The organism is Variovorax sp. LjRoot175 (assembly GCF_964253805.1).
In the GTDB taxonomy this organism is placed as follows: Bacteria; Pseudomonadota; Gammaproteobacteria; order Burkholderiales; family Burkholderiaceae_C; genus Variovorax.
Window position 1 is genome coordinate 496,625 of sequence record NZ_CAXURY020000001.1, and the last position, 22,681, is coordinate 519,305.

22 protein-coding genes are annotated in these 22,681 nt (G+C 63.2%); 14 read left to right on the top strand and 8 right to left on the bottom strand.

Going from position 1 to position 22,681, the window contains the following annotated elements; translation table 11 throughout:
* The first annotated feature begins 12 nt into the window (after nt 1–12).
* From ACSQ89_RS02610 to ACSQ89_RS02655, 10 genes are all read left to right on the top strand, one after another.
* A complete protein-coding gene (locus ACSQ89_RS02610; RefSeq protein ID WP_436295069.1) occupies nt 13–981 on the top strand; it encodes a Bug family tripartite tricarboxylate transporter substrate binding protein in 969 nt (322 codons plus the stop codon).
* A gap of 22 nt (nt 982–1,003) precedes the next feature.
* Nucleotides 1,004–1,705: a DUF1028 domain-containing protein gene (locus ACSQ89_RS02615; RefSeq protein WP_436295070.1), complete on the top strand. Its 702-nt coding sequence runs from the start codon at nt 1,004–1,006 to the stop codon at nt 1,703–1,705.
* 28 nt (nt 1,706–1,733) lie between these two features.
* Nucleotides 1,734–2,132 carry a pyrimidine utilization protein C gene (gene rutC, locus ACSQ89_RS02620; RefSeq protein WP_436295071.1) on the top strand — a complete coding sequence of 133 codons (399 nt, stop codon included), beginning with the start codon at nt 1,734–1,736 and terminating at the stop codon, nt 2,130–2,132.
* 19 nt (nt 2,133–2,151) lie between these two features.
* On the top strand, nt 2,152–3,039 hold the full coding sequence (locus ACSQ89_RS02625) for an NAD(P)-dependent oxidoreductase (protein ID WP_436295072.1): 888 nt from the start codon (nt 2,152–2,154) through the stop codon (nt 3,037–3,039).
* Nucleotides 3,040–3,170: 131 nt separating this feature from the next.
* Nucleotides 3,171–4,619 carry an aldehyde dehydrogenase family protein gene (locus tag ACSQ89_RS02630; protein WP_436295073.1) on the top strand — a complete coding sequence of 483 codons (1,449 nt, stop codon included), beginning with the start codon at nt 3,171–3,173 and terminating at the stop codon, nt 4,617–4,619.
* Between the two features lie 127 nt (nt 4,620–4,746).
* On the top strand, nt 4,747–5,982 hold the full coding sequence (locus tag ACSQ89_RS02635; RefSeq protein WP_436296017.1) for an IS4 family transposase: 1,236 nt from the start codon (nt 4,747–4,749) through the stop codon (nt 5,980–5,982).
* 656 nt (nt 5,983–6,638) lie between these two features.
* Nucleotides 6,639–7,445 carry a creatininase family protein gene (locus ACSQ89_RS02640; protein WP_436295723.1) on the top strand — a complete coding sequence of 269 codons (807 nt, stop codon included), beginning with the start codon at nt 6,639–6,641 and terminating at the stop codon, nt 7,443–7,445.
* Nucleotides 7,446–7,643: 198 nt separating this feature from the next.
* A complete protein-coding gene (locus ACSQ89_RS02645) occupies nt 7,644–8,801 on the top strand; it encodes a hypothetical protein (protein WP_436295740.1) in 1,158 nt (385 codons plus the stop codon).
* Between the two features lie 93 nt (nt 8,802–8,894).
* A complete protein-coding gene (locus ACSQ89_RS02650; RefSeq protein WP_436295724.1) occupies nt 8,895–9,947 on the top strand; it encodes a serine hydrolase in 1,053 nt (350 codons plus the stop codon).
* A 237-nt stretch (nt 9,948–10,184) separates the two neighbouring features.
* The gene (locus ACSQ89_RS02655) at nt 10,185–10,421 is read left to right on the top strand and encodes a hypothetical protein (protein ID WP_093105009.1); all 237 of its coding nucleotides are present in this window, start codon (nt 10,185–10,187) and stop codon (nt 10,419–10,421) included.
* Nucleotides 10,422–10,477: 56 nt separating this feature from the next.
* Here the strand turns inward: ACSQ89_RS02655 and ACSQ89_RS02660 are convergent, their stop codons facing one another.
* The 8 genes from ACSQ89_RS02660 to ACSQ89_RS02695 all read right to left on the bottom strand — a co-directional run bounded on the left by ACSQ89_RS02660 (nt 10,478) and on the right by ACSQ89_RS02695 (nt 17,649).
* Nucleotides 10,478–11,329 carry an alpha/beta fold hydrolase gene (locus ACSQ89_RS02660; protein WP_436295741.1) on the bottom strand — a complete coding sequence of 284 codons (852 nt, stop codon included), beginning with the start codon at nt 11,327–11,329 and terminating at the stop codon, nt 10,478–10,480.
* A 152-nt stretch (nt 11,330–11,481) separates the two neighbouring features.
* Nucleotides 11,482–12,576 (bottom strand): alkene reductase, encoded by a 1,095-nt coding sequence (locus ACSQ89_RS02665; protein ID WP_436295725.1) that lies wholly within the window; start codon nt 12,574–12,576, stop codon nt 11,482–11,484.
* Between the two features lie 70 nt (nt 12,577–12,646).
* The gene (locus tag ACSQ89_RS02670) at nt 12,647–13,351 is read right to left on the bottom strand and encodes an SDR family oxidoreductase (protein ID WP_436295742.1); all 705 of its coding nucleotides are present in this window, start codon (nt 13,349–13,351) and stop codon (nt 12,647–12,649) included.
* A 123-nt stretch (nt 13,352–13,474) separates the two neighbouring features.
* Nucleotides 13,475–14,476 carry an NADP-dependent oxidoreductase gene (locus ACSQ89_RS02675; RefSeq protein ID WP_436295726.1) on the bottom strand — a complete coding sequence of 334 codons (1,002 nt, stop codon included), beginning with the start codon at nt 14,474–14,476 and terminating at the stop codon, nt 13,475–13,477.
* A gap of 9 nt (nt 14,477–14,485) precedes the next feature.
* Nucleotides 14,486–15,001, bottom strand: coding sequence for a DUF2147 domain-containing protein (locus tag ACSQ89_RS02680; RefSeq protein WP_436295727.1), 516 nt, complete (start codon nt 14,999–15,001; stop codon nt 14,486–14,488).
* Between the two features lie 38 nt (nt 15,002–15,039).
* Nucleotides 15,040–15,639, bottom strand: a complete 600-nt coding sequence (locus ACSQ89_RS02685) for a TetR/AcrR family transcriptional regulator (RefSeq protein ID WP_093105022.1) — start codon at nt 15,637–15,639, stop codon at nt 15,040–15,042.
* Between the two features lie 32 nt (nt 15,640–15,671).
* Nucleotides 15,672–16,646 carry a Bug family tripartite tricarboxylate transporter substrate binding protein gene (locus ACSQ89_RS02690; RefSeq protein ID WP_093105024.1) on the bottom strand — a complete coding sequence of 325 codons (975 nt, stop codon included), beginning with the start codon at nt 16,644–16,646 and terminating at the stop codon, nt 15,672–15,674.
* A gap of 49 nt (nt 16,647–16,695) precedes the next feature.
* Nucleotides 16,696–17,649 carry a 2-hydroxyacid dehydrogenase gene (locus tag ACSQ89_RS02695; RefSeq protein ID WP_436295729.1) on the bottom strand — a complete coding sequence of 318 codons (954 nt, stop codon included), beginning with the start codon at nt 17,647–17,649 and terminating at the stop codon, nt 16,696–16,698.
* Nucleotides 17,650–17,786: 137 nt separating this feature from the next.
* Here ACSQ89_RS02695 and ACSQ89_RS02700 point away from each other — a divergent pair, with 137 nt between their 5' ends.
* The 4 genes from ACSQ89_RS02700 to ACSQ89_RS02715 all read left to right on the top strand — a co-directional run bounded on the left by ACSQ89_RS02700 (nt 17,787) and on the right by ACSQ89_RS02715 (nt 22,269).
* Nucleotides 17,787–18,950, top strand: a complete 1,164-nt coding sequence (locus tag ACSQ89_RS02700) for a citrate/2-methylcitrate synthase (RefSeq protein WP_436295730.1) — start codon at nt 17,787–17,789, stop codon at nt 18,948–18,950.
* 547 nt (nt 18,951–19,497) lie between these two features.
* A complete protein-coding gene (locus tag ACSQ89_RS02705) occupies nt 19,498–21,135 on the top strand; it encodes a response regulator transcription factor (RefSeq protein WP_436295731.1) in 1,638 nt (545 codons plus the stop codon).
* Between the two features lie 118 nt (nt 21,136–21,253).
* A complete protein-coding gene (locus ACSQ89_RS02710) occupies nt 21,254–21,637 on the top strand; it encodes a hypothetical protein (RefSeq protein ID WP_436295732.1) in 384 nt (127 codons plus the stop codon).
* A complete protein-coding gene (locus ACSQ89_RS02715; protein ID WP_436295733.1) occupies nt 21,634–22,269 on the top strand; it encodes a class I SAM-dependent methyltransferase in 636 nt (211 codons plus the stop codon). The genes ACSQ89_RS02710 and ACSQ89_RS02715 overlap by 4 nt, the downstream gene beginning before the upstream one ends.
* The last annotated feature ends 412 nt before the right edge of the window (nt 22,270–22,681 follow it).

Here is a 22,681-nt window from a genome sequence, read left to right on the forward strand (position 1 = left end):
GTCGGAGGAATCATGTTGCTAAATCGCCGCAGCATCCTGGTGGCAACCATGGGGGTCGCCTGCTCCGCCATCGCGCGAGCAGAGCTCTGGCCTCGCAAGCCAGTCAGGATCATCCTCAACTTTCCTGCTGGCGGCCCCGGCGACGCGATTGCTCGCTATCTCGCGCAGCGTATGAGCGCGATCCTCGGGCAGCAAGTCTTCGTCGAAAACCGAAGTGGAGGAGCTGGCGCAGTCGGCATACTCGCAGCCTCCAATGCCCAGGCCGACGGATACACGTTCTTGTACACGACGGTGACTGGCGTGGTCCAGGTGCCACTGGTAAGCAAGAACCAGAACTTCGATCCATTGAGATCCGTCGTGCCGGTCATGGGGATCGGAAGCACCCCTATGGGGTTATTCGTTCACGCCAGCACGCCTGTCACGGATTTCCCGGGATTCATCGAATGGGCGCGAAAGCAGCCCGCGGGACTCGACATCGGAGGCGGTGGCCCAATCGTAGAAATCGCAACAGCTGTACTTGCGCGAAGTGCAAACGTCAGGCTGGTGTACGTGCCATTTCGAGGTACCGCGCCGGTGGTCCAGGCGGCGCTGGCTGGCGATATCAAGGCTTTCTTCAGCACCCCGTCGCCGGTGATCACCGAGAACATCAGCGCCGGAAAGCTGAGGGCGATAGCCGTGACCTCAGCATCGTCATCCAGTTTGGTTCCAGGCGTCGACCCGATCGCCAAATTCATCCCGGGCTACGTTCAAGACATCAACTTCGGATTCTTCGCGCCAGCGGGCATTCCGGCAGAAGCGGTCGTCAAGTTCAGCGAGGCGCTGGCGCAAGTGCTGGCGGAGCCTGGAATGAAGGAGCGGCTGTCTGGCTTTGGACTTGGCCTTCAGCCGTTGGCTGCGTCAGAGATGGCACGAATCACAGCGCGAGACGCCGAAACCATCCGGAAAACGCTCGAAACAACGCCGGTGAAATTCGGCGAGTAATCCAACTTCTTGGGAAGACTGCATGACATTCGCAATCATCGCGCGTGACCCGCAGACCGGTCACTTCGGCGTCGCCAAGACCACCCGTACGATCGCAGCGGGCGGACTCGACCTTTACCGCCACATACCAATGATGGGACTCTGCCTGGGCATCAGCACCGTAGGGCGATGCCAGAAAGTTGGCGCAGTCATGATCCAGAATGGATTGGATGCGCAAGCAGCCATGAAAGCAATGATTGGCAGCGACGAGTTCATTGCGAATCGCCAGCTGGCTGCGATCGACAACCACGGCCGCATAGCTGCGTTCACTGGCGAGAGCTGCTTCCCATACGCAGGCCACATCATCGGCGACAACTTTGCTGTGCTGGGCAATGTGTTGACCAGCGCCGCAACGATAGAGGCAATGGCTGCCGCGTACGAGGCATCCAAAGACCTGCCATTTGCCCGCCGACTGCTCGCAAGCCTGGAGGGGGGCCGGGATGCTGGAGGCCAGCACGGCGGACAACGATCCTCGGACATGGCGGTTTTCGGCGATCGAGAGGGGCCGCTGATCGATCTGCGCATCGATCTGAACGCAGATCCGGTAGCCGAACTGGTTCGGCTCTACGAAATATTCAGTCCTCTGGTCCCGTATTACGAGCTGCACCGATCGAATCCGCGAGGACTACCCCGCGCGGACGACTGGCTCAAGGCTCAGCAAGCGGCATCAGCCGACGGCGCTTAACTGATCTCACGCTTACACCACAATCGCCATGCCAAAAGAAGTTCTTGTCCCCGTCGGCTCCGGGAACCCTATCGCGCCATTCTCGCCTGGCACCCTGGCCGACGGCGTCGTCTACACGTCGGGCGTGTTGCCCCTGGATGCAAACAACAACGTCGTACACGTTGGCAATGCGGCAGCGCAAACACGCCACGTTCTCGAGACTATTCGATCCATCATAGGGGTCGCTGGCGGGTCGATGGATGACGTCGCCTTCAACTACGTATTCCTAACCGATTGGGCGAACTATGCTGCGGTGAACTCCGTCTATGCAGAGTTCTTTCCCGGGACAAAGCCCGCTCGATTCTGCATTCAGTGCGGTTTGGTAAAGCCGGACGCATTGGTCGAGATCGCCTCGATTGCACATCTGTCTCCCCGAAATCCTGGCTAGCCCGGCAGAAGGAACGACCGTGAAGGATCGGGTAGGGATCGTTGGTGTCGGCCTGATGGGCCAAGGGATCGCGAGAAACGTGGTTGCCCATGGCTACACGCTGACCGCGCTCGAGCGTCCAGGCAATCAGCCCTTGGAAGAGTTGACGCGGCAGGGTGCCAAGACGACCCCGAGCCTCAAGGCCCTCGCCGAAGCAAGCGATATCGTGATCCTTTGCGTGACCGGCTCACCCGAGGTCGAAGCGGTCCTCACGCAGGGTGGGGGCGTCTTGGAGGGATTGCGCGCGGGATCGGTCGTGATCGACTGTTCAACCTCTGTTCCTGCCTCCACGGCCCGCATGGCGGAAGCTGTGACGGCTGTCGGGTCCAGCTTCATTGATGCGCCCATGACCCGCACAGCGCAACACGCACACGAAGGAAGACTCAATCTTCTGGTCGGAGGGGATGCCGAGGTGCTCGCTGGGGTAAGGCCGGTGCTCGAATGCTTCGCGGAGAGCATCGTGCACGCAGGGCCTGTGGGCGCCGGGCACGCGCTGAAGTTGCTGCACAACTTTGTGTCGCTCGGCGCGGCCGCAGTGATCGCAGAGGCCGCGGCATGTGCGGCGCGGGTAGGAATCGATCCCTCGCTGTTCGTTGAGGTCCTCTCGGGTGGCGGGGGTGGCGGAGCGGCGCTTGACCGCATGAGACCCTACATCATCGATCGTGATCCGACGGGACTCCAGTTCTACATGTCCAACGCGCTGAAAGACTTGCGGTATTACGTCGAGATGGCTTCGGATCAGCGAGCCTTCCACGAAATCGCGGATTCGGTCGCCTCGACGCTCAGGCTTGGAGTCCAGGAAGCGGGCCCGCGTGCCCTGGTGCCCGAGTTGGCATCGCTGCTGACTGAACGCGTTGAACCCATTTGAAGGTCGGGGCTCGCCGGGTGACCGGTGTAGTCATTGCACTCGGCCCGCGCCCTGGATTGAACCGCGGGATGCCGGGCAGAAAGTCGAGTAGGGGTTTTGCTTGTCGCAAACCTCTGTCTGGGAGTCGAACCATGCGCATGCGGCACTACATTGCCAACACCTGGATTGTCCCGAGCACGGGCGATTACATTCCCGTCGTCGATCCGTCCAACGGCCAAGCCGTGGGCGAGATCGCTCGAGGCGGAGAACCCGACGCGGGGGCTGCCATCGCCGCGGCCCGGGCCGCCGTCGGGGAAACGTTCGACGGGCCATGGGGCATCCTGAGCGCGGCGCAGCGTGGGCGCCTGCTCTACAAGTTCTCGGCAGCTGTATCCGAGCGAGCGGAGGAACTGGCTTCGCTCGAAGCACGCGATACGGGAAAGTCCATGAAAACGGCGCGTGCCGACGTCGTCGCCTTGGCCCGTTATCTCGAATACTACGCAGGCGCCTGCGACAAGTTGCACGGTGAAACGCTGCCGTACGAACGAGGCTATACCGTACTGACACTCAGGGAACCTCACGGGGTGACTGCGCACATCATCCCGTGGAACTATCCGATGCAGATATTCGGTCGAACGGTGGTTGCCTCGCTGGCGGCAGGGAATGCATGCGTGGTCAAACCTGCTGAAGATGCGAGCCTTTCGCTGCTGAGGCTAGCGGAGATCGCGGCGGAGATCGGCTTCCCTCCAGGCGCCATCAATGTAGTGACGGGCTACGGACACGAGGTTGGCGCGTGCCTGACGGCTCATGAGGGGATCGACCACATCTCCTTTACGGGGTCCGCGCAGACCGGCCGACTGGTGGCCGCCGCCGCCGCCAAGCGCCATTGCCCTGTAACGCTCGAGCTCGGGGGCAAGTCGCCTCAACTGGTCTTCGAGGACGCCGACATCGAAACGGCACTGCCGGTGATCGTCGACGCAATCGTACAGAACGCCGGACAGACATGTTCAGCCGGCAGTCGCCTGCTTGTGCAGCGGAGCATCTACGAGGAAGTCCTCAGTCGCCTCGCGGATCGGTTCGCCGCGCTGCGAGCGGGGCCCCCGGTCCTGGAGCTCGAGATGGGACCGCTGATCAACCGCAAGCAGTTCGAACAGGTAAAAGGATTCATCCAGAGGGCGGAGGCAGATGGCATACGGGTCATGGCGAAAGGGCAGTTGCACGCGGATGCTGCCGCCGCTGGCTTCTACCAGGAGGCAGTGCTGTTGCGAGATGTGCCGCACGAACACAGTCTCGCGCAGGAGGAGATCTTCGGGCCGGTACTCGCAGCCATGCCCTTCGACGATGAGGCGGATGCGATCCGGCTTGCCAACGGGACCGACTATGGCCTCGTTGCAGGCATTTGGACGCGAGACGGAGGCAGGCAGATGCGGCTCGCACGGAAACTGCGATGTGGACAAGTGTTTGTCAACAACTATGGGGCGGGGGGTGGCGTGGAGCTTCCATTCGGTGGCATGAAGTCCAGCGGATACGGAAGGGAAAAGGGTCTCGAGGCGCTGCATGGATTCACCGTCTTGAAGACGATAGCCATTCGCCATGACTGAGGCAGATGATCGTGATCTGTGTTGACGGCGATGCAAGGCTGCTCATGAGGGACGATGCATGACCCAATACTGTTCGGATTGTGGAATATGATGCAGAATGACTGCCGTCGCAACGACGGAGTCGAGCATGGCGCGAACCAAGGCGGTCCTGGGCAGCGGAGCAAGGCTGGCTGACTTTCTGAGCGCCAGCCTGCTGGCGCGTGTGGTGCCGGCCGAGCTGGTCAATTCTGTGCTGGACGCCCACGGCTGCAACTCGCAGCGCGTGCGCAGCTTTCCGGCCGTCGCAGGGGCGTACTACTGCATGGCGCTGAGCCTCTACCCCGAGGCCGCCTACGAGGAAGTGTTCGCCGCCGTGTCGCAGGGCCTGGCGTGGGCCGCCGGCGCCGCCGAGCCGCCTCGGGTGACCAAGTCCTCGATCAGCGGCCTGCGCAGCAAGATCGGCGCTGCGCCGATGCGTGACCTGGTCGAGCGCTGCTGTGTGCCCATGGCCGACGCCCGGGCGCACCACCACGCGTTCTATGCCGGCCTGAGGCTGGTCGCCATTGACGGCAGCACCTTCGAGCTGCCTGACGAGGCGGAGAACGCGGCGCATTTCGGCTACCCGGGCAGCCGGATCGGCCGCGCAGGCTACCCGCAGGCACGATGCATGGTCTTGGTGGAGTGCGCCACGCACGCGATCCTGGGCGCCAACCTGGGGCCCTACCGCAGCGGCGAGTGGGAGCTGTTCCAACCGCTCTTGCCCCGGCTGGAGCCGGGCATGCTGTGCATAGCGGACCGGGGGTTCAATGGCTTCGAGCACTGGCAGCAGGCACAAGCCACCGGGGCGCAGTTGCTCTGGCGCTGCATGCGCAGCCGACAGTTGCCGGTGCATCGCATGCTCGACGATGGTTCGTACCTCAGCGCCATCTACCCCACCGGTGTGAGCCGCAGCGAGGCGATGAGCCAAGCCATCGTGGTGCGTGTCATCGAATACGCCTTGCCGGGACTGGCCGATGCACAACCGCGCTACCGTCTGTTGACCACGTTGCTGGACCCGCAAGTCGCCCCGGCGCTGGAACTGGCAGCGATGTACCACCAGCGCTGGGAAATCGAGGGCGTGTTCGACGAGCTCAAGACGCACCTGCGGCAGAGCCGGCGCGTGCTGCGCAGCAAAACTGCGGAGCTCGTGCGCCAGGAGTTCTACGGCTGGGTGCTGGCGCATTACTCGGTGCGCTGGCTGCTGCATCAGGGCGCCACGCGGCACCGAATACCGCACGCCGAGCTGTCCTTCACAGGGCACGTACAGCTGCTTCGCCGCGCACAGCCCCGCTCCGGGGCATTTCCCCCCAGCGCGCCCGAGGCGTCGACGACGATGGTTCAATGAACTGCTCGAAGCCTGCGCCCGGATCCGCGCCACGCGCACGCTGAACAAGCGCTCGCCGCGGATGGTCAAGCGGCGCCACTCGCCTTACGCATCATTCGACCACCGCGCACCGACGCGCGTGTCCACGGATTGCACTCCCAAGATCATCGACCCGCCTGGACCTCGACCCAAGCCAGCCGATGCCCACATACCGCGTCGATTTAGGAGCTTCATGCCATAAACGAACAGTATTGATGCATGACCCCATACCATCGACGTGCTGAAGAAAAGCGTCACTCACCTGAACTGGATGCTCGACGCTGACTCGGTGCTCGCTTACACCAAGGAATGGACCATCCGATGGACGTGAGTTAGAGGTGAGTCCATCAGCATTGCAGGTCTGACGGATTCACTCCGGGTCTCCGCTAATGAAGCCGCGTGACCAATCTGCTCACCAACTCTGAATCGACCTCTGACATATGTGTCCACGTTGATCTACATGGACACGTAGCATCCGCCTTCCGGCACTCTGTGACCAGACGCAGTTAATTGAGCTACAGCCTTTTCGCGCGGAAGCTATCCACACTTTCCCTGTTGCGGTCGAGCAAGCACAAGGCTTCTCTTGTGCCACAGTGGGAGTGGAGATCCCTTCATCAACCACTAGACACCAACTATTGATGCGTACGTTGTTTGCCTTGCTCACTCTTTGGGTGGCCGTTTTCAGCCCCGCTGCGTGGTCCGCCTCCAGCAGCGTCTATCTCGAGGAGTTGACCTCGACCGAGATCCGCGATGCCATCCACGCCGGCACGACCACGATCATCATTCCGGTCGGCGGCACCGAGCAGAGCGGACCGCACATGGCGCTGGGCAAGCACAATGTGCGGGTCAAGGTGCTGGCAGGCAGGATTGCCACATCGTTGGGTCATACCTTGGTCGCGCCGGTGCTGACCTATGTGCCCGAAGGCAGCATATCCCCGCCTGCTGGACACATGCGCTTTGCCGGCACGATTTCGGTGCCGGAAGACGCCTTCAAGAGCGTACTGGATGGCGCCGCGCGCAGCTTCAAGCAGCATGGCTTCGTCGACATGGTGCTGATCGGTGATCACGGCGGCTATCAGGCCCAGCTCAAGGCGGTGGCGACGCGCCTGAATCACGATTGGGCGGCGACGCCTGCCCGTGCCCACTTCATCGGGGACTACTACCGGATCACGCAAACCGACTACGTACAGGCACTCAAAGCCAAAGGATTGAGCGATGCGCAGATCGGCATGCATGCGGGCACGGCCGATACTTCGCTCATGATGGCCATCGACGCCACGTTGGTCAGGCCAGATCAAATGGCACGTGACCCGCTCGAAGGTGCGGCCAATGGCGTCGCTGGCGATCCGCGCGCCTCCAGCGCGGCGCTGGGTCAGTTGGGCGTCGATTTGATTGTGGCGAAAACGGTGGCCGCCATCCGCACCGCGCGGGGTGCTTCGCGTTGAGCGCGCCAATTTCATTGCATGATGTGTGAACCGGTGGAGGGCTTGAGCATGCGCAAGAATCCCGTTGTCGTCGTTTCCGGGATGGTCGCCGTGTCGGCGGCCGCTTGGTGGGTCACAAACCAGGCCGTCGCGACCCCGGCGAACGCGCCGCCATCCGGGGCTTCCACGCAGAACAGCCCCGTGGCGACGGTGCCGGGCATGCCGGCTGTACCCGACCGGAGCAATCTTTACAGCGAGACGGGTGCCAACCGCATGAGCCCGGCGGTCGCTGGGGCCCTGGAGCGGGTGTATGTGCCCAACCACACGTCCAATACCGTGTCGGTGATCGATCCGGCCACGCTGAAAGTGGTCGATACGTTCAAGGTGGGCGTCAACCCGCAGCACGTGGTGCCTGCGTGGGATTTGCGCACGCTGTGGGTAGCCAACAATGCAGAAGGTCGGCGCGATGGCAGCCTGACGCCGATCGATCCCAATACCGGCAAACCGGGTCAACCGATCCCGGTGGAAGACCCGTACAACATGTACTGGTCTCCAGACGGTCAATCGGCCATCGTGGTGGCCGAGGCGTACAAGCGTCTGGACTTTCGTGACCCACGCAGCATGAAGTTGCAGTATTCGATTGCCACGCCGAAGTGCGACGGCATCAATCACGCCGACTTCTCGATCGACGGCAGGTTCGCGCTGTTCACCTGCGAGTTTGACGGGGCGGTCACCAAGATCGACCTAGTGAATCGAAGCATCGTGGGCACCCTCAAGCTGAGCAAATACTTCGATCGGCCGGATGTCCTCGCGCGGATCGCGACACCCGGCAAGAAGCCCGCCAAGATACCCGACCCGGGCCAGGTTGGTGGCGAAATCCGTACTACCCATGGCATGCCGCAAGACATACGGGTATCGCCGGACGGCAAGGTTTTTTTCGTGGCCGACATGATGGACGACGGTGTCCATGTGGTCGATGGCGAATCGTTCAAGCAGATCGGCTTCATAGCCACCGGTATCGGCGCGCATGGCCTGTACCCCAGCCGCGACGGCACAAGCCTGTACGTGGCCAACCGTGGCACCAACAAGATCCACGGCACGCCGGGCGGCAAGGGCAGCGTCTCGGTCATTGATTTCGCGACCCGTACCGTCACCAAGACCTGGCCCGTGCCGGGAGGCGGCAGCCCTGACATGGGCAACGTCAGCGCCGACGGAAAACACCTGTGGCTCTCCGGCCGGTACGACGATGTGGTGTACCGCTTTGACACCACGACGGGCAGCGTCGACAAGATTAAGGTCGGTCGCGAACCGCACGGGCTGACGGTGTGGCCGCAGCCTGGCAGATACTCGCTGGGACATACTGGGAATTTGCGCTGATCGGCGATGGCTGCCACGCCGCCGTTGTAGTCCAATTCGCCACCCTCGCGTTAATAGGACATCGGCCTTATTCCGGCCGAGGAGTACCCGATCATGCTCCTGCGTTACGCCCTCGCCTGGAGCCTGCTGTTGGTCTGTTCCACCGGGCGGGCAGGCACCGATTTTGCCTCGGCGCATGTCATGGTCGTAGACGACGCCAGCGGCGAGGTGCTGCTGAGCAAGGACGCCGCGAGCGCCGCGCCGATTGCGTCGCTGACGAAGCTGATCACGGCGATGGTGGTGCTCGATGCGCAGCAGGACCCGTACGAGAGTCTGCGGATCGAGGCGGCGGACACGGACCGCTTCAGGCACAGCCGCGGGGGCATCCCGGTCGGATCCGTGGTGTCGCGTGGCAACTTGCTCGAACTGGCGCTCCTCGCCTCTGACAACCGCGCGACCTCGGCACTGGTTCGTCACTATCCCGGAGGGTTGGCGGCGTTCGCTGCGGCCACGCGGCGGAAGATTCACTCACTCGGCCTGACCAGCACGTTGATCGAGGAGCCGACGGGGTTGTCGCCGAACAACGTGTCGAGCGCGCAGGACATGGTCAAGGTGCTGCGCGCAGCCGCGCGTTATCCCGTAATCTCGCATATCACGAGCCAGCGCAGCCATACCGTGCTGGTCGGCGGTCGGCGCTGGACCGTGCGCAACACCAACCGGCTCGTCGGCGCACCGGGGTGGCATGTGCTCTTGTCGAAGACGGGCTTTACCAACGATGCAGGTCGCTGCTTGGCCATGCGTGCCGAAGCCGGTGGACGGACGGTGACCGTCGTCTTGCTGGGTGCAGCGAGGCCCTCGCAGCGCGCCCGCGATGCAATCACCATCCGCCGTCGGTTCGTCGACGCAACGCCTGCCCCGGTGGCGCGTTCGGCAGGAGCGCGCGTGCGGTTGGCGGCCCAGCGCCCGCGCGTCGTCACACCTGGGCCCCCGCCATGGCCTGCCGCAGGAAGCACGCCAGAAGCCACTACGCCAATCGTCGAATCCGGCGGCCAGGCAGTGCCAATGGCTGCTCCGTCGCAGTATGCGGAGGAGGCCAAGGGAAGGAAGCGGCGAAGCCGGGAGCAAATCAGAGGGCGAGTGCGTAGAACTGGCTGGCCGCGGGCGTAACGCGCCCTTCGGGTCGCAAGCCGGCCTTTGCGGATCGTGTGGATGGTCTCGATGCCGGCGAGGATGATGCGCGCGCAGCGGGTGGAGTCGCGCCGGAGTCGGCCTAATGTCGACCGCCGGCGCCCGGGTCTGAACCTGCGCCCTTGGTGGAATCTTTGGCGTGATTCAGTACTTAGACAAGGAGAAGGGGGACCTTCCGCTGCCCCGAAGCCCCTCACCCCATCGCAGACCGAGCTCGTGCTCGAGTTGCTCGAGTTGCGCCAGCTGGCGCCGAAGGAGACTGCTGCGAAGTTCAACCGCTTGATCCAGGTCGGCACCTTCTCCGAAGCCCAGCAAGGGGCCATCGAGATCCTCTTCGCGCTCGAGGAGGACGATATCCCCGATGCACTCTTCGAGTTTGCAGACGACGATGCCCGAGACATCGTTCGCGATGGGCTGGCGCACGAGGCGCGGCTCACCTTCGTGAGAGCCTAAAGCATCAATGTTGTCTGCGGCGACCGGGCCCCTGAATAACAGCTGTCCTCAGATTTCTATCGAGCAAGGAATTCGAGCGCCTTGGGCACAAAGTCGGCATGGAACTGGAATACTCCGCCATGGCCGGCATCGGGATAGATGAGCAGGGTGCTGTTCGGAAGCCGCCGCGCCAGGTCGCGCGAGTTCGTCGTTGGGACCATCCGGTCATCATCACCATTGACGATGAGCACGGGATGCTTGACCACTGAAAGATCGGCAGGTTCTTTCTGGCCCCAGGCGCTCAGCGCTCGTAACTGCGCCACGTACGCGGTGATGGTGATCTCCTTGTCACGGTTCTCCGAGCGTTCCTTCAAACGCTGCAGAAACGCCTTGCCAGCCTCGATGCCATTGGGCGTGCGAGTGAAGAACAGGAATTGCTTCGGATCCTGGCCGGTGAAGAAACCCCGGAGAAGGTCGTAGTTCGCGACTCTGGCCACGGTGCTGATGCCCTCGCCACCAGCGGGACCTGTGCCCGCGAGAATCATCTTGCGGACGAGTTGCGGCTCCTTCAGCACGATTTCCTGGGCGATCATTCCACCCATCGAGAGGCCGAAGAGGTCAACCTGCTCGAACCCCTTCGCCTTAATGAAGGTGATGGCATCGTCGGCCATCTGCTCCATCGAACTGGACGGCGAGCCGCTGGATGCCCCGACGCCGCGGTTGTCGAAGGCGATCACGTGATGCTTCGCCGCAATGCCGTCCATGATCCGGGGGTCCCAGTTGTCCAGCACGGCGGCCAGATGGACGAGAAACACCACCGGCGTTCCGCCATTTTGCTTTCCCAACTCGCGGTATGCGAAATTGACTCCGCCTGCGGAGATGGATTTCGTTGGAACGTTTGTCCAGTGGATGCTCACCGCCTGGTCCATTGGCGGTGGACTGGTCTTCGCGCCGTCGGGCGGACCATCGCTTGCCCCTGCCGCCGGTGAAATAAATGGTGCAGCCAGCGCGATAGCCAGGACGCCTGCTTTGGGTAAACGACGCATTGCATGATCTCCAGGGTTGGAAACAGTCGGTCAGTTCATGCCGGCACACTGGATTGCTGCGCAAGGGTCGGGTAGTCGGTGTAGCCCCTTGGGCCTGGGGTGTAGAAGGTCGCCATGTCCACGGCATTCAGCGCCGCTTCGGCCCGCATGCGCTCCATCAGGTCGGGGTTGGCGAGGAACGGGCGGGCGAAGGCGATGAGGTCTGCCTGGCCTGCCTCGAGCGCACTTTCCGCAGCTGCACGATCGAAGCCGCCGGCAAGGATGAACAAGCCCTGGAACGCAGCGCGAAGCCGAAGCTTCAACTCGGCAGGCACCGGCGGCGCGCCCATCGCCGAGTGATCGAGCAGGTGGACGTACAGCATGCCCAGCTGCGAGAGTTCCTCGGTGAGCGCCAGGTACTGAGCCTCGACGTCGGGATAGGCGCCCGTGCTATTGAACACGCCCTGGGGCGAGAGCCGGATCCCGACGCGATGGGCACCGATGGCGGCTGCCGTGGCGCGGGCGACCTCGAGCGCAAAGCGATTGCGGCCATTGATGCTGCCGCCGTAGGCGTCGGTGCGCTGGTTCACATTGGCGTTCAGGAACTGCTCGATCAGATAGCCGTTCGCGGCATGCAACTCAACGCCGTCGAATCCCGCTTCGATGGCGAGCTGCGCCGACTTGGCGTACTCCTCCACGGCGTGGGCGATGTCGGTCGCGGTCATCGCCCGAGGGGCGCTGTGCGGCTGCATGCCCTGTGAGTCGGTGTACATCTCGCCGGGGCAGACATTGGCCATCGGTCCGACCACCTCCGCGCCTGCGGGCAGGTTGGCCGCATGGGTCACGCGACCGGTGTGCATGAGTTGCACGAAGATCTTGCCGCCCTTGGCATGGACCACATCTGTGACTGCCTTCCATCCGCGCACCTGCGCATCATTGAAGAGCCCCGGGATGCGTGCGTAGCCCAGGCCGTTGGGCGACGGCGAGGTACCCTCGGTGATGATCAGGCCGGCCGTTGCACGCTGGCCGTAGTACTCGGCGATCAGTGCGTTGGGTGTGTTCGCATCGACGGCGCGACTGCGCGTCATTGGTGCCATGACGGCGCGGTTGGCGAATTGAATTGAAGGTGCGACGAGAGGTTCGAAGAGCATTGTGATCCTTGGTTGAATGCGGGGCGCTCGAGCCCTTGTTGTTGGCTGGTGATCCAGTCAGGTTTCGGGTTCAGGACGCCTGCGGGAGGTAGCTGGGCCTCGGCGCCGTCATCCCGCGCTTGACCTGCAGCGTGAGCTCATCGGCCAGCACCTCGTCGAAGCCCGACTCGAGTCCGTCGAGCGCACGCTTGACGATCTCCTCAGGACTGGACTTCGGGACATCGAACCCGCGCGTGAGATCGGTATCGACGTAGGCCATGTGCAGTGCCAGCACTTGAGTTTTCTGCGTGGCCAGTTCGCTGCGAAGGGCATTGGTGAGCGACCAGGCTGCGGACTTGCTTGCCGAATAGGCCGCCAGCTCGCCGCCGTTCACCCACGAGGCGACCGACAGGACGTTGAGCAACGCGCCGCCGCCGTTGGCTTTGAGAACCGGCGCGAAGGCCTTGCTCACGCGCAACACGGCGAAGAAATTGGTCTCGAAGATGCGCCGTGCGGCGTCTTCGCTATCGGCTGCGAGAAAGCCTCCCGTTTGGGCAATGCCGGCGTTGTTGATCACCAGCGTCACATCCGACGCCAGCGCTGCGGCGGACGACACGTCTTCCGACTTGGTGACGTCGAGTCGCAGGGCCTGAACACCGGATTGGGTGACGGCCGCGGGATCGCGTGCTCCCACATAGACCTTGCGGGCACCGCGGGCGAGCAGTTCGTGCGCGAACGCCAGGCCGATGCCGCGATTGGCACCTGTGACGAGGGCAACTGCATTCTCAATCTTCATGGGAATCTCCAAAGAGGGGGGACAAACAGATTCAGCTGCCGGCTTTCAGGTCTTCCAGCAACACCGAAATGAACAAAACGCACTTGAACTTGGCGACGGCATTTCCCTTGGCGGGACTTGCCTCTATCTCACCTTGACGACGACCTTGCCCTTTGCGCGGCCGGCTTCGACGTAGGCCAGGGCTTCATTGGTTGATTCGAACGGGAACACCCGGTCCATCACGGGGCGGATGACGCCAGCATCGAAGAGACGGGTGATCTCGCGCAGTTGGCTTCCGTTCGCCTTCATGAAGAGGAACGAGAAGCTGACCCCGCGGCTCTTTGCCTTTCGTCTGATTCCAGAGCTCAGCAGCCGCATGACCAGTTTCACGAACCCCGGTGCCCCGATTTCCTTGCCGAATTCGGGATCAGGCGGTCCGGAGATGGTGATGAGCTTTGCGCCGCGCTTGAGCACGCGAAGGGATTTTTCGAGCGCCTTGCCGTCCTGGCTGTTCAGGACCACGTCGTAGTCGCGCAAGACATCCTCAAAGTCCTGCGTCTTGTAGTCGATGACGACGTCTGCGCCCAGACTCTTCACGAGCGCGACATTGGTCGTGCTCGTCGTCGTGGCAACGGTTGCGCCCAGATGCTTGGCCAACTGGATCGCAAAAGTGCCTACGCCGCCGGAGCCCGCCTGAATGAAGACCTTCTGGCCCCTCTTCAGATCGGCCTTCTCGATCAGTGCCTGCCAGACCGTCAGGGCCACCAGGGGGATGGAAGCGGCTTCTTCCATCGTGAGACCCTTGGGCTTGAGCGCCAGCGAAGCTTCCTTGACGGGGACGAATTCAGCGAACGTGCCGATCCGAAAATCATCCGCCCGCGCATAGACCTCATCGCCCAGCTTGAACTGCCGCACGCGCGGGCCGACCTTGACGACCACCCCAGCTACGTCGTGGCCCAGGACGAGGGGCAGGCGATAGGGCAGGATGAGCTTGAACTCACCATCCCTGATCTTGGAATCCAGCAGGTTCACGCCAGCGGCGTGGACCTGGACCAGGACCTCGTCATCGCGCAGCTCCGGATCCGGCATGTCTGCCAACCGCAACGCGCGCTTCTTTCCATATCGCTCGAGAACAAATGCGTTCACGGTTCTTCCTTATTCCTGGCGCAACCAGGTTTGCGAACGGCCCAGCATTGGCACACCGAAGTAGCCGCGCACGCTGAGCTTCTTGCCGCTGTCGATCAGGCGCACATTGCTGCGATAGACCTTGCCGTTGTCCGGATCGAGAATCTGGCCGCCGACATATTCGTCGCCGTCCTTCGTCAGGCCATTCAGAATCACCAGCCCGATGACTGGTGCGTTCTTGTTTGCGCCTTCGCACTTGTCGCACCTCGGATTCAGGTCTTCATTCGGAGCCGGGAACACTTTCTCGATCTTGCCCAGCAGGGCTCCATTCGATTCCGTGATTCGGACCAGTGCCCTCGGCTTGCCGCTGACGTCGTCGACGTTCTTCCACAGGCCAATGGGCGACGCCTCGTTTGCCCAGACTGGCGGCATCGTGAGGGCTGCGGCCGCGGTGAAGGCTTTGAACGCGAGCGCGGGCAGGAGCGGGAGGGCAAGAGAGCGAGGGTTGCCAGAGGATTTATATTTATGTCGCATGATGATCATCATATTTGTGGTCGAACGAAAAGCGTCGTTTCTCGATGGATTCAGGCGGGGGGCAGGTGCTTGAGTGCGGCCTCGCACAGGCTGGCCGATAGTGCGGGCTCGTCGACCGCACGAGCCAACAGCAACGTGCCCACCATGGTGGCGACGGTCACGAGTGCTCGTTCGTGGGCACCGGGCTGCCCCCAGTCAGGCGACTGACGGGCGACAAGATCGATCATTTCCTTGATGTGCCGGGTGGTCACTCGGCGTACTTCGGATGCCTGGCGCGGCGTCTCCGAGCCCAGTGCGGCCAGGGGGCATCCCATTTCAACCTGCTCCAGGTGCTCCCGCGATAGGTAGGTGCGAAGCATGGATGCCAAAGCCTGCTCGGGGGGCACGCTGGCGACAACGTCCGCCGCTACGGCGGCTGACTCGGCGCACGCCCGATTCGCTGCTTCTGCCAACATGGCCTCGCGCGACTCGAAATGGGCGTAGAAGGCGCCATGGGTCAGGCCGGCCTCCTTCATGATGTCGGCGACTCCGGTGCCGTCATAGCCGCTACGACGGATCGCCCGTGCAGCTGCGCACACGATGCGTTCGTGTGAAGCTTCCTTGGCTGCCGTTCTGACGTTGTGCTTTGCGTTTCGCATGATGTGCATCATACATGCTTTCGCAAAGCACGTAGCCCTCGGACTCACTCCGACGGGATGCCCGCCTCCTTGACGACCTTGCCCCACTTTGCGAGGTCGGACTTGATCAGCGCGGCGTACTCCTGCGGCGTTCCGCCCTGGATCTCGATGCCCGCAGCCTCCAGCTTGGCCCGCACGTCAGGCAGCTTCAGCGCCGCGTTGATCTCGGCATTGAGCTTGGTGACAATCGCCTTGGGCGTGCCGGCAGGCGCCAGGAACCCGCCATTCGTGTTGGCGTCGTAGCCCTTGAGCCCCTGTTCGTCCGCCGTCGGCACGTCCGGCAGAGACGTTGTTCGCTTGCGGGTCGACACCGCAATGGCGCGTACGTTGCCGGCCTTCACCTGCGACTGGATGGCGCTGATCGTGTCGATGTAGAGCGCAGTGCGCCCGGCCAGCAGATCCGGGTGGGCAGCGGCAGATCCCTTGTAAGGGACCAGCAGCACCTGCGCGCCGCTCGCCATGCGGAACATCTCTGCCGCCATTTCCTGAGCACTGCCGCGGCCAGAGGTGGCGACCTTGGACTGGTCCGGATTGGCCTTCATCCAGGCCACGAACTCGGGCAGTGTCTTGGCGGGAATCTGCGGGTAGATCGCGAACACCAGCGGAACCTCGTGGGTGTAGACGATGGGCTCGAAGCTTTTCTCCGGATCCCAGCCCAGGTTCTTGAACAGGAACTTGTTGATGTTGTGGCTGCCGCCCACGATGCCGATCGTGTAGCCATCGGGCGCGGCTTTGGCGAGGACATCCGTGCCGAGGTTGTTGGATGCGCCAGGCCTGTTGTCGACGACCACCGGTTGACCCATCGACACCGCGAGCTTGTCTCCGACGACGCGCGCAATGGTGTCGATAGCGCCGCCCGGCGGGGCGGGCACGATGATCTTGATAGCGCGGGTCGGGTAGGCCTGGGCCGATGCCAAGGTCGGCACCACGGCCAGGGACGCCGAGGCGGCAAGGATCTTGAACAGGGCTGTGAGTTGCATAGGAGTCTCCTCTTGTGGGTGGGTAAATCGTCATGAAGCGCCGGCGGGCTCAGGTGGTCAGGCTCATCGTCGGGCGTTCGCCTGCCAGGGCCTGAGCGAGGCTGTCAAGCACCATCTCGCCCATGGCGGTTCGGGTCTCCCAGGTGGCACTGGCGCGGTGGGCCTGGAGGGTTACGCTGTCGGACTGGCGCAGCGTCAGGGGAACGCGGGGTTCGTCGACGAACACGTCCAAGCCCGCACCGGCAATGCGACCGGCGGCCAGCGCCTCTGTCAGGTCAACCTCATTGACTAGGCGGCCACGGGCGACGTTGACCAGGAAGCCGCTTGGGCCGAGCGCTTCGAGCACGGCCGCGTTGACGATGCCTTCGGCCGTGTCCGCCGCCGCGCACAGTACCAGCGCGTCGGAGTCACGCGCGAGGTCCACCAGGTACGGCACAAACCGGTGGGGGATGTCGTCCATGGGGTGCAGATCGGTATAGCTGATCGGGCAGCCAAAGGCCGCCGCCCGAGCCGCGACGGCGCGGCCCACCCTTCCCATTCCGACGATTCCAACGCGCATGCCGCTGAACCGGCGCGCGAGTGGGATGGCGCTGGGTTGGGGGCTAAGTTCCCACTGGCCGCCGCGCACGAAGCGGTCGCCGGCACACAGGTTTCGGCAAGCAGCGATCAGCAACCCGATGGCCAGATCGGCCACGTCTTCGGTCAGCGCGCCCAGGGTTGCGGTGACGGGCAGGCCACGGCCTCGGCAGTACGCCAGATCCACAGCGTCGGTGCCGACTCCGTTGACGGCCACGACCTTGAGGCCAGGCAACTGCTCCAGCATCGGTCGCGAAATGCCGGTGTGCCCGCCGGTGATCACGGCGTCGACGGATGCGCCACGTTCACGCAGCCAGGCCTCGCGGCCGGTTGCCTCGAAGTATTTGTGAACCGTGTAGAGCGATGCCAGCTTGTCGTTGATCGCAGGGATCAGAATCGGATTGAGTTGGAGGACCTGGGGTTTCATGTGAATTCGTTCAACGGGGCAGACGTGTCCCCTGTGTCCAAGACGGCTTCTTCAGGAGGGGAGCATGTTGTTAATGATTGATTAATAAGTCAATATTGATATATAAAATCAACATATAAACTTTCTCGCACCCGACCATGGTTTCCTGGATTTCGATGGACGAGGTGTGCCACCTCCTCGGGGTGCGACCCCAGACGGTTTACGCCTACGTGAGCCGCGGCAAGCTCGAAGTCATGCCCGATCCGGCCGATACGCGCCGTAGCCTGTACCGCGCCGAGGACGTAGCAAGCTTGGCCAAGCGCAAACAGGCCGGCCGCAAACACGAGACCCTGGCCGCCAACACGCTGTTCGGCTCGGAGCCCAGCATCCCGACGGCCCTGTGTGCGTTCTTTCGCGGGCGCCCGTATTACCGCGGCCAGGATGCCGTGAGCCTGGCCCGGTCGGCCACCCTGGAAGATGTGGCTCAACTGTTGTGGGGCGCGGAGCAACCCGCCGACTTTTCGTCCGCTGCGCTGATGCGCTCGGGCAAGCCTGGACGAGTCGCTGCTTTCACTGCCTTGGCCGGTCTGGCAGCCGCCGGGCATTCCACCCGTGGACGTCTGACACGGGTGCTGCACAACGAGGGCCAGAGTTTGGTGGGTCAGTTGGCCAATGCATTCGGTGCCCAGCCGGGGCGCCAGCCGCTGCACGTGCGCTTTGCGCAAGGGTGGAAACAATCGACCCAGGTGGCTGATTTGCTGCGAACTGCCATGGTGTTGCTGGTCGACCATGAATTGACAAGTTCAGCCTTTGTCGCGCGCATTGCGGCTTCGACAGGCGCCTCGTTGCCGGCATGCCTTCTGGCCGGATTGACCACGCTGTCGGGCCCGTTGCATGGTGATGCCTCAGGCCGCGTCCAGGCGCTGTTCAGCGAAGTGGAACGACTTGGAGAGGACCAGGTGGTGGCCCACTACCTGTCGACCGGTTTGCCCTTGGCAGGATTTGGTCACCACCTCTATCCCGATGGCGATCCGCGCGCAGCCGCCTTGCTGGCGTTGTTCGAGCCCTCGGAGGTGATCGCGCGCTTCATCCAGAAGGTGACGAACCTGACCGGTTTGCAGCCCAACATCGATGTGGCCCTGGCCGCCCTGGTTGCGCACCATCGACTGCCCGCCGACGCGGCCTTTGGCCTGTTTGCAACGGCGCGCAGTGTCGGGTTGCTGGCGCACAGCTTGGAACAACTGGGCGTGGCGCAAGTGATCCGCCCACGCGGGCGCTATGTGGGCCCGATACCCAACATGCCGCAGGGCGCCCGAACTTAGGCGGCCTCTGCCGTTCGAGCTTCTGCCGGCGACCAGGGCCCTTCGAGCGTGTATCGCATCCACCGAATGGTGCCGGCGTGTTGCATGACCGTCGTCACTATGCCGCCCGGCACGACGAGGATGTCGGGCGCCGCATTGCCAAAGGCCGCGTCGGGTACGACGCGAAGGCCATGGCGCGCCCTCGCGCTGCAGCGCCTTGCGATCGAACGCTTCGTCCTTCTTCATTCCTGCCTCGTCCTGGGTGCGAGAAATCTGTTCGACGACTTCGCCAGGCGCGCGCGTCCTGGCCGGTCAATCGGCGTACTCACCCGACGCCCGGATCACCGAAGCTGCTGATTGGGTCATAGGGCAGCTTTGAGTAGAGGCTCTGATTCATTGCGAGCGTTGAATCGATTGGCAAGAACAGCGTATGGCCGTCAGGGGCCGCCCCTGCTGCCGAGAAGCGATCTGCCTGATTGGGCCTGAATGAGACTCGTGTGAGCCGTCAGTTGGGACAGCCGCAGCGTCCGGGGGCTATCCTTACCGGAGATCACACTCTCTGAAGGTGATGACCGTACCCAACGCAATCGAACAGGGCCGCGAAGCCGTGGCGCGTCGGGCGTGGGCACGCGCCTACCGCGCGTTCGCGAGGGCTGACCGGACGCGTCCCCTCGGTCCGCAGGATTTGGAGCATCTGGCCGTCGCGGCGTACATGCTGGGCCGCAACGACGATCACCTGGAATGCATGAAGCGGGCGCATCGCGCACACCAGCACGCTCGCAACCTGCCGCGTGCCGCGCGCTGTGCATTCTGGGTCGGCATCAATCTCGCGGTGCGTGGTCGGGTCAGCCACGCGGCTGGCTGGTTCGGTCGCGCGCAGCGCCTCGCCGAAAGCGGACCGCGCGATAGCGTGGAGCACGGCTACCTCAAAGTCCCCACGCTTCTGAAGCGTGCGGGGGAACGGGACTGGAAAGGCGTGGCGGATATTGCGAAGAAAGCGGAACGCATCGCCGAACGTCACGGCGATGCGGATCTCTTCGCCCTTGCCGCGCACGAGCGTGGACATGCGCTGGTTCAGCTGGGCCGCGTCGAGGAGGGCCTGCGACTCGTGGACGAAGTGATGGTATCCGTCTCGGCCGGCGAGCTCTCCCCGGTCGTGACGGGCCTGGTGTACTGCAGCGTCATCGCCTACTGCCAGGATATGTTCCAGCTGAGCCGCGCTCAAGCTTGGACCCAAGCTCTGACGGAATGGTGCGAGCAGCAGCCGGAAATGGTGGCGCACACGGGGCAATGCCTGCTCCACCGCGCCGAGGTCACGCAACTGCGGGGCGACTGGCGCCTGGCGTTGCAGGAAGCGGAGCGGGCGAAGACACAATTCGCGAAGGCGATGAACATTTCCGCCGCCGGTCCCGCACTGTACCGGCAGGGCGAGGTGCACCGGATGCGGGGGCACTTCGATCAGGCGGAAGCCGCGTATCGCGAGGCTGCCCGGTACGGTTACGAGCCGCAGCCCGGCCTCGCGCTGTTGCGATTCGTCCAGGGCAGAATGACTGCTGCGGCCAGCGCAATTCGGCGGGCGCTTTCGGAGACCACTGATCCGGTTCGTCGCGCCAAACTGCTTCCAGCAAGCGTGGAGATCTTCCTGACCGAGGGAAGTACCGATCAGGCCCGGGCGGCGTGCGTCGAGATCGAACAATCATCCAAGGGCCGCAGAAGCGAACTGCTCGACGCATTGGCCGCCCACTCCCGCGGTGCGTTGGAACTCGCCGAGGCGAAGCCGGACGCGGCGCTCGGTACTCTGCGGCGCGCCTTCGAGGCATGGCGGCAGCTCGAGGTCCCCTACGAAGCCGCGCGCGTGCGCGTGTTGATCGCAAAGGCTTGCCGCATCCTCGGGGACGAGGAAACCGCGGCACTGGAGTTGGACGCCGCACGCGGTGCCTTTTCCGAATTGCGCGCGGCGCCTGACATCGCTCGCGTGGATGCACTCGCTCGGGGGACCACGTCCGGATCGGAGCATGGACTGACCAAACGCGAACTCGAAGTGCTCCGCCACGTCGCCGCGGGCCTATCGAACAAGGCAATCGCCCGGGACTTGGCGTTGAGCAGCAGAACGGTCGATCGCCACCTCAGCAACATCTTCGACAAACTCGACGTGTCTTCACGCTCAGCTGCAACGGCCTTCGCCTACCGCGAACGGCTGATCTGACGTGGGATGGGTGGAAACATCCATGGCTTCGCTCAGCACGCTGGGCGGTTCACGCGATGTAGGCAGCGCACCGCATCGGTACCTTTGCCTCCATCCCGACTCGCAACGGAGACACGACATGCCAAAGGTATCGCGCAACACCGCTTCACATTCAGTGGAACTCGATGGATTGGATGTGCAACTCGGCCACCTCGAAGGCGGATATTCGGTGTGCTTCGAGAAGCACACGGCGGATGCGGAGCTCGGTGCATTATTCCGCGGCTTGCCCGGCGACCGCTGCCCACTGCCGCGCTGGGGCTACGTGCTCAAAGGCAAGGTGAGCTTCGTCTTTCCCCACCACAAGGAAACCTTCGAGGCCGGGGACGCGTACTACGTTCCTCCGGGTCATATTCCGGTGCATTACACGGGGACCGAGATCGTGGAATTCAGCCCGACCGACGTCCTGCAGGAGACGATCAAGGTCGTGATGTCGAACCTGCAACGGGGCGGCGGCGCCTCATGAACTACCGGCTGGCTTACGCCATCGGCTTCCATCCGTGGGAGGATGCCGCCGCCGATCCGCCATTCGTCGCAAAGGCAGCGCAGATGTTCGATCGCGAAGAGCTGGGCCGCCAGCCGCCTTACGGACGTGCGCTCGATCTCGGCACCGGGAGCGGCATCTGGGGCATCGAGCTCGCGAAGCGTGGCTGGCAGGTGACTGGCGTGGATCTCGTCGAGAAAGCATTGCGTCGTGCACATGATCGAGTGCGCAGCGCGAGCGTGGAGATGAAGCTCGTCCAGGGTGACGTGACTGCGCTGGGCCGCGCAGGCATCGGCGACGGTTTCCGTTTGATCCTCGATACGGGAACATTCCATGGCCTTCAACCGGAAGAGCAGATCGCGATGGGGCAGAAAGTCACAGCCGTGTCCGCACCTGACGCAACGGCGCTGCTGCTCGTGTGGCCAAGACGGATTCGGCCCTTGATTCGTGGCGCCTACCGCAGCGACGTCGAAGCCGCGTTTCCCGGCTGGGAGATCACCGACGTGGAGCCTTCGCATTTCAGTTTGCCGAACCTGCTGGAAGTGATCCTGAGGCCCGACGAGAAGTGGTACCGGCTGCGGAGAAAACTGTCGTTTGAACTGATCAACCGCTGATAGACCGCCTGAAAGAAGCCACTCCCGAGCGTCCGGAGATGGGCCGCATTCTGACCCGATGCTCATGTTCTAGGCTGTCCTAGGCAGGCTGCGGAAAGGCGGTCAGGTGGTTGAACTCTTAAGGGACGTCTCGCATGCCTGAGAGGGCAAATATGACTCCCATGAACACAAGACAGCCCGCGACCACTACTGCAAGCAGTATTGACAGAAGCGCAGCGATGCGCCCCCCGATGGTCCTTTTCGGCGTCGATTCGCGGTGAGTCGGCTCACCAAGCTGCTCGCGTATGGTTCGTTTTTCCATCTGTCCTATGCTCTCGTCGAACGTCTGGTTATGGGCCGACCTCGGTCATTTTCTCCGTGACAACACATCATCAGCTTCGTGCCAAGGAGCCTTGGACGCAATGTGAATATG

Bases quoted from the DNA above. Each gene is read 5' to 3' on its own strand.
- ACSQ89_RS02610 (WP_436295069.1), top strand. From the start codon at position 13: ATGTTGCTAAATCGCCGCAGCATCCTGGTGGCAACCATGGGGGTCGCC.
- ACSQ89_RS02615 (WP_436295070.1), top strand. From the start codon at position 1,004: ATGACATTCGCAATCATCGCGCGTGACCCGCAGACCGGTCACTTCGGC.
- rutC (WP_436295071.1), top strand. From the start codon at position 1,734: ATGCCAAAAGAAGTTCTTGTCCCCGTCGGCTCCGGGAACCCTATCGCG.
- ACSQ89_RS02630 (WP_436295073.1), top strand. From the start codon at position 3,171: ATGCGCATGCGGCACTACATTGCCAACACCTGGATTGTCCCGAGCACG.
- ACSQ89_RS02635 (WP_436296017.1), top strand. From the start codon at position 4,747: ATGGCGCGAACCAAGGCGGTCCTGGGCAGCGGAGCAAGGCTGGCTGAC.
- ACSQ89_RS02640 (WP_436295723.1), top strand. From the start codon at position 6,639: ATGCGTACGTTGTTTGCCTTGCTCACTCTTTGGGTGGCCGTTTTCAGC.
- ACSQ89_RS02645 (WP_436295740.1), top strand. From the start codon at position 7,644: ATGCCGGCTGTACCCGACCGGAGCAATCTTTACAGCGAGACGGGTGCC.
- ACSQ89_RS02650 (WP_436295724.1), top strand. From the start codon at position 8,895: ATGCTCCTGCGTTACGCCCTCGCCTGGAGCCTGCTGTTGGTCTGTTCC.
- ACSQ89_RS02660 (WP_436295741.1), bottom strand. From the start codon at position 11,329: ATGGACCAGGCGGTGAGCATCCACTGGACAAACGTTCCAACGAAATCC.
- ACSQ89_RS02665 (WP_436295725.1), bottom strand. From the start codon at position 12,576: ATGCTCTTCGAACCTCTCGTCGCACCTTCAATTCAATTCGCCAACCGC.
- ACSQ89_RS02670 (WP_436295742.1), bottom strand. From the start codon at position 13,351: ATGAAGATTGAGAATGCAGTTGCCCTCGTCACAGGTGCCAATCGCGGC.
- ACSQ89_RS02680 (WP_436295727.1), bottom strand. From the start codon at position 15,001: ATGATGATCATCATGCGACATAAATATAAATCCTCTGGCAACCCTCGC.
- ACSQ89_RS02685 (WP_093105022.1), bottom strand. From the start codon at position 15,639: ATGATGCACATCATGCGAAACGCAAAGCACAACGTCAGAACGGCAGCC.
- ACSQ89_RS02690 (WP_093105024.1), bottom strand. From the start codon at position 16,646: ATGCAACTCACAGCCCTGTTCAAGATCCTTGCCGCCTCGGCGTCCCTG.
- ACSQ89_RS02695 (WP_436295729.1), bottom strand. From the start codon at position 17,649: ATGAAACCCCAGGTCCTCCAACTCAATCCGATTCTGATCCCTGCGATC.
- ACSQ89_RS02700 (WP_436295730.1), top strand. From the start codon at position 17,787: ATGGTTTCCTGGATTTCGATGGACGAGGTGTGCCACCTCCTCGGGGTG.
- ACSQ89_RS02705 (WP_436295731.1), top strand. From the start codon at position 19,498: ATGACCGTACCCAACGCAATCGAACAGGGCCGCGAAGCCGTGGCGCGT.
- ACSQ89_RS02710 (WP_436295732.1), top strand. From the start codon at position 21,254: ATGCCAAAGGTATCGCGCAACACCGCTTCACATTCAGTGGAACTCGAT.
- ACSQ89_RS02715 (WP_436295733.1), top strand. From the start codon at position 21,634: ATGAACTACCGGCTGGCTTACGCCATCGGCTTCCATCCGTGGGAGGAT.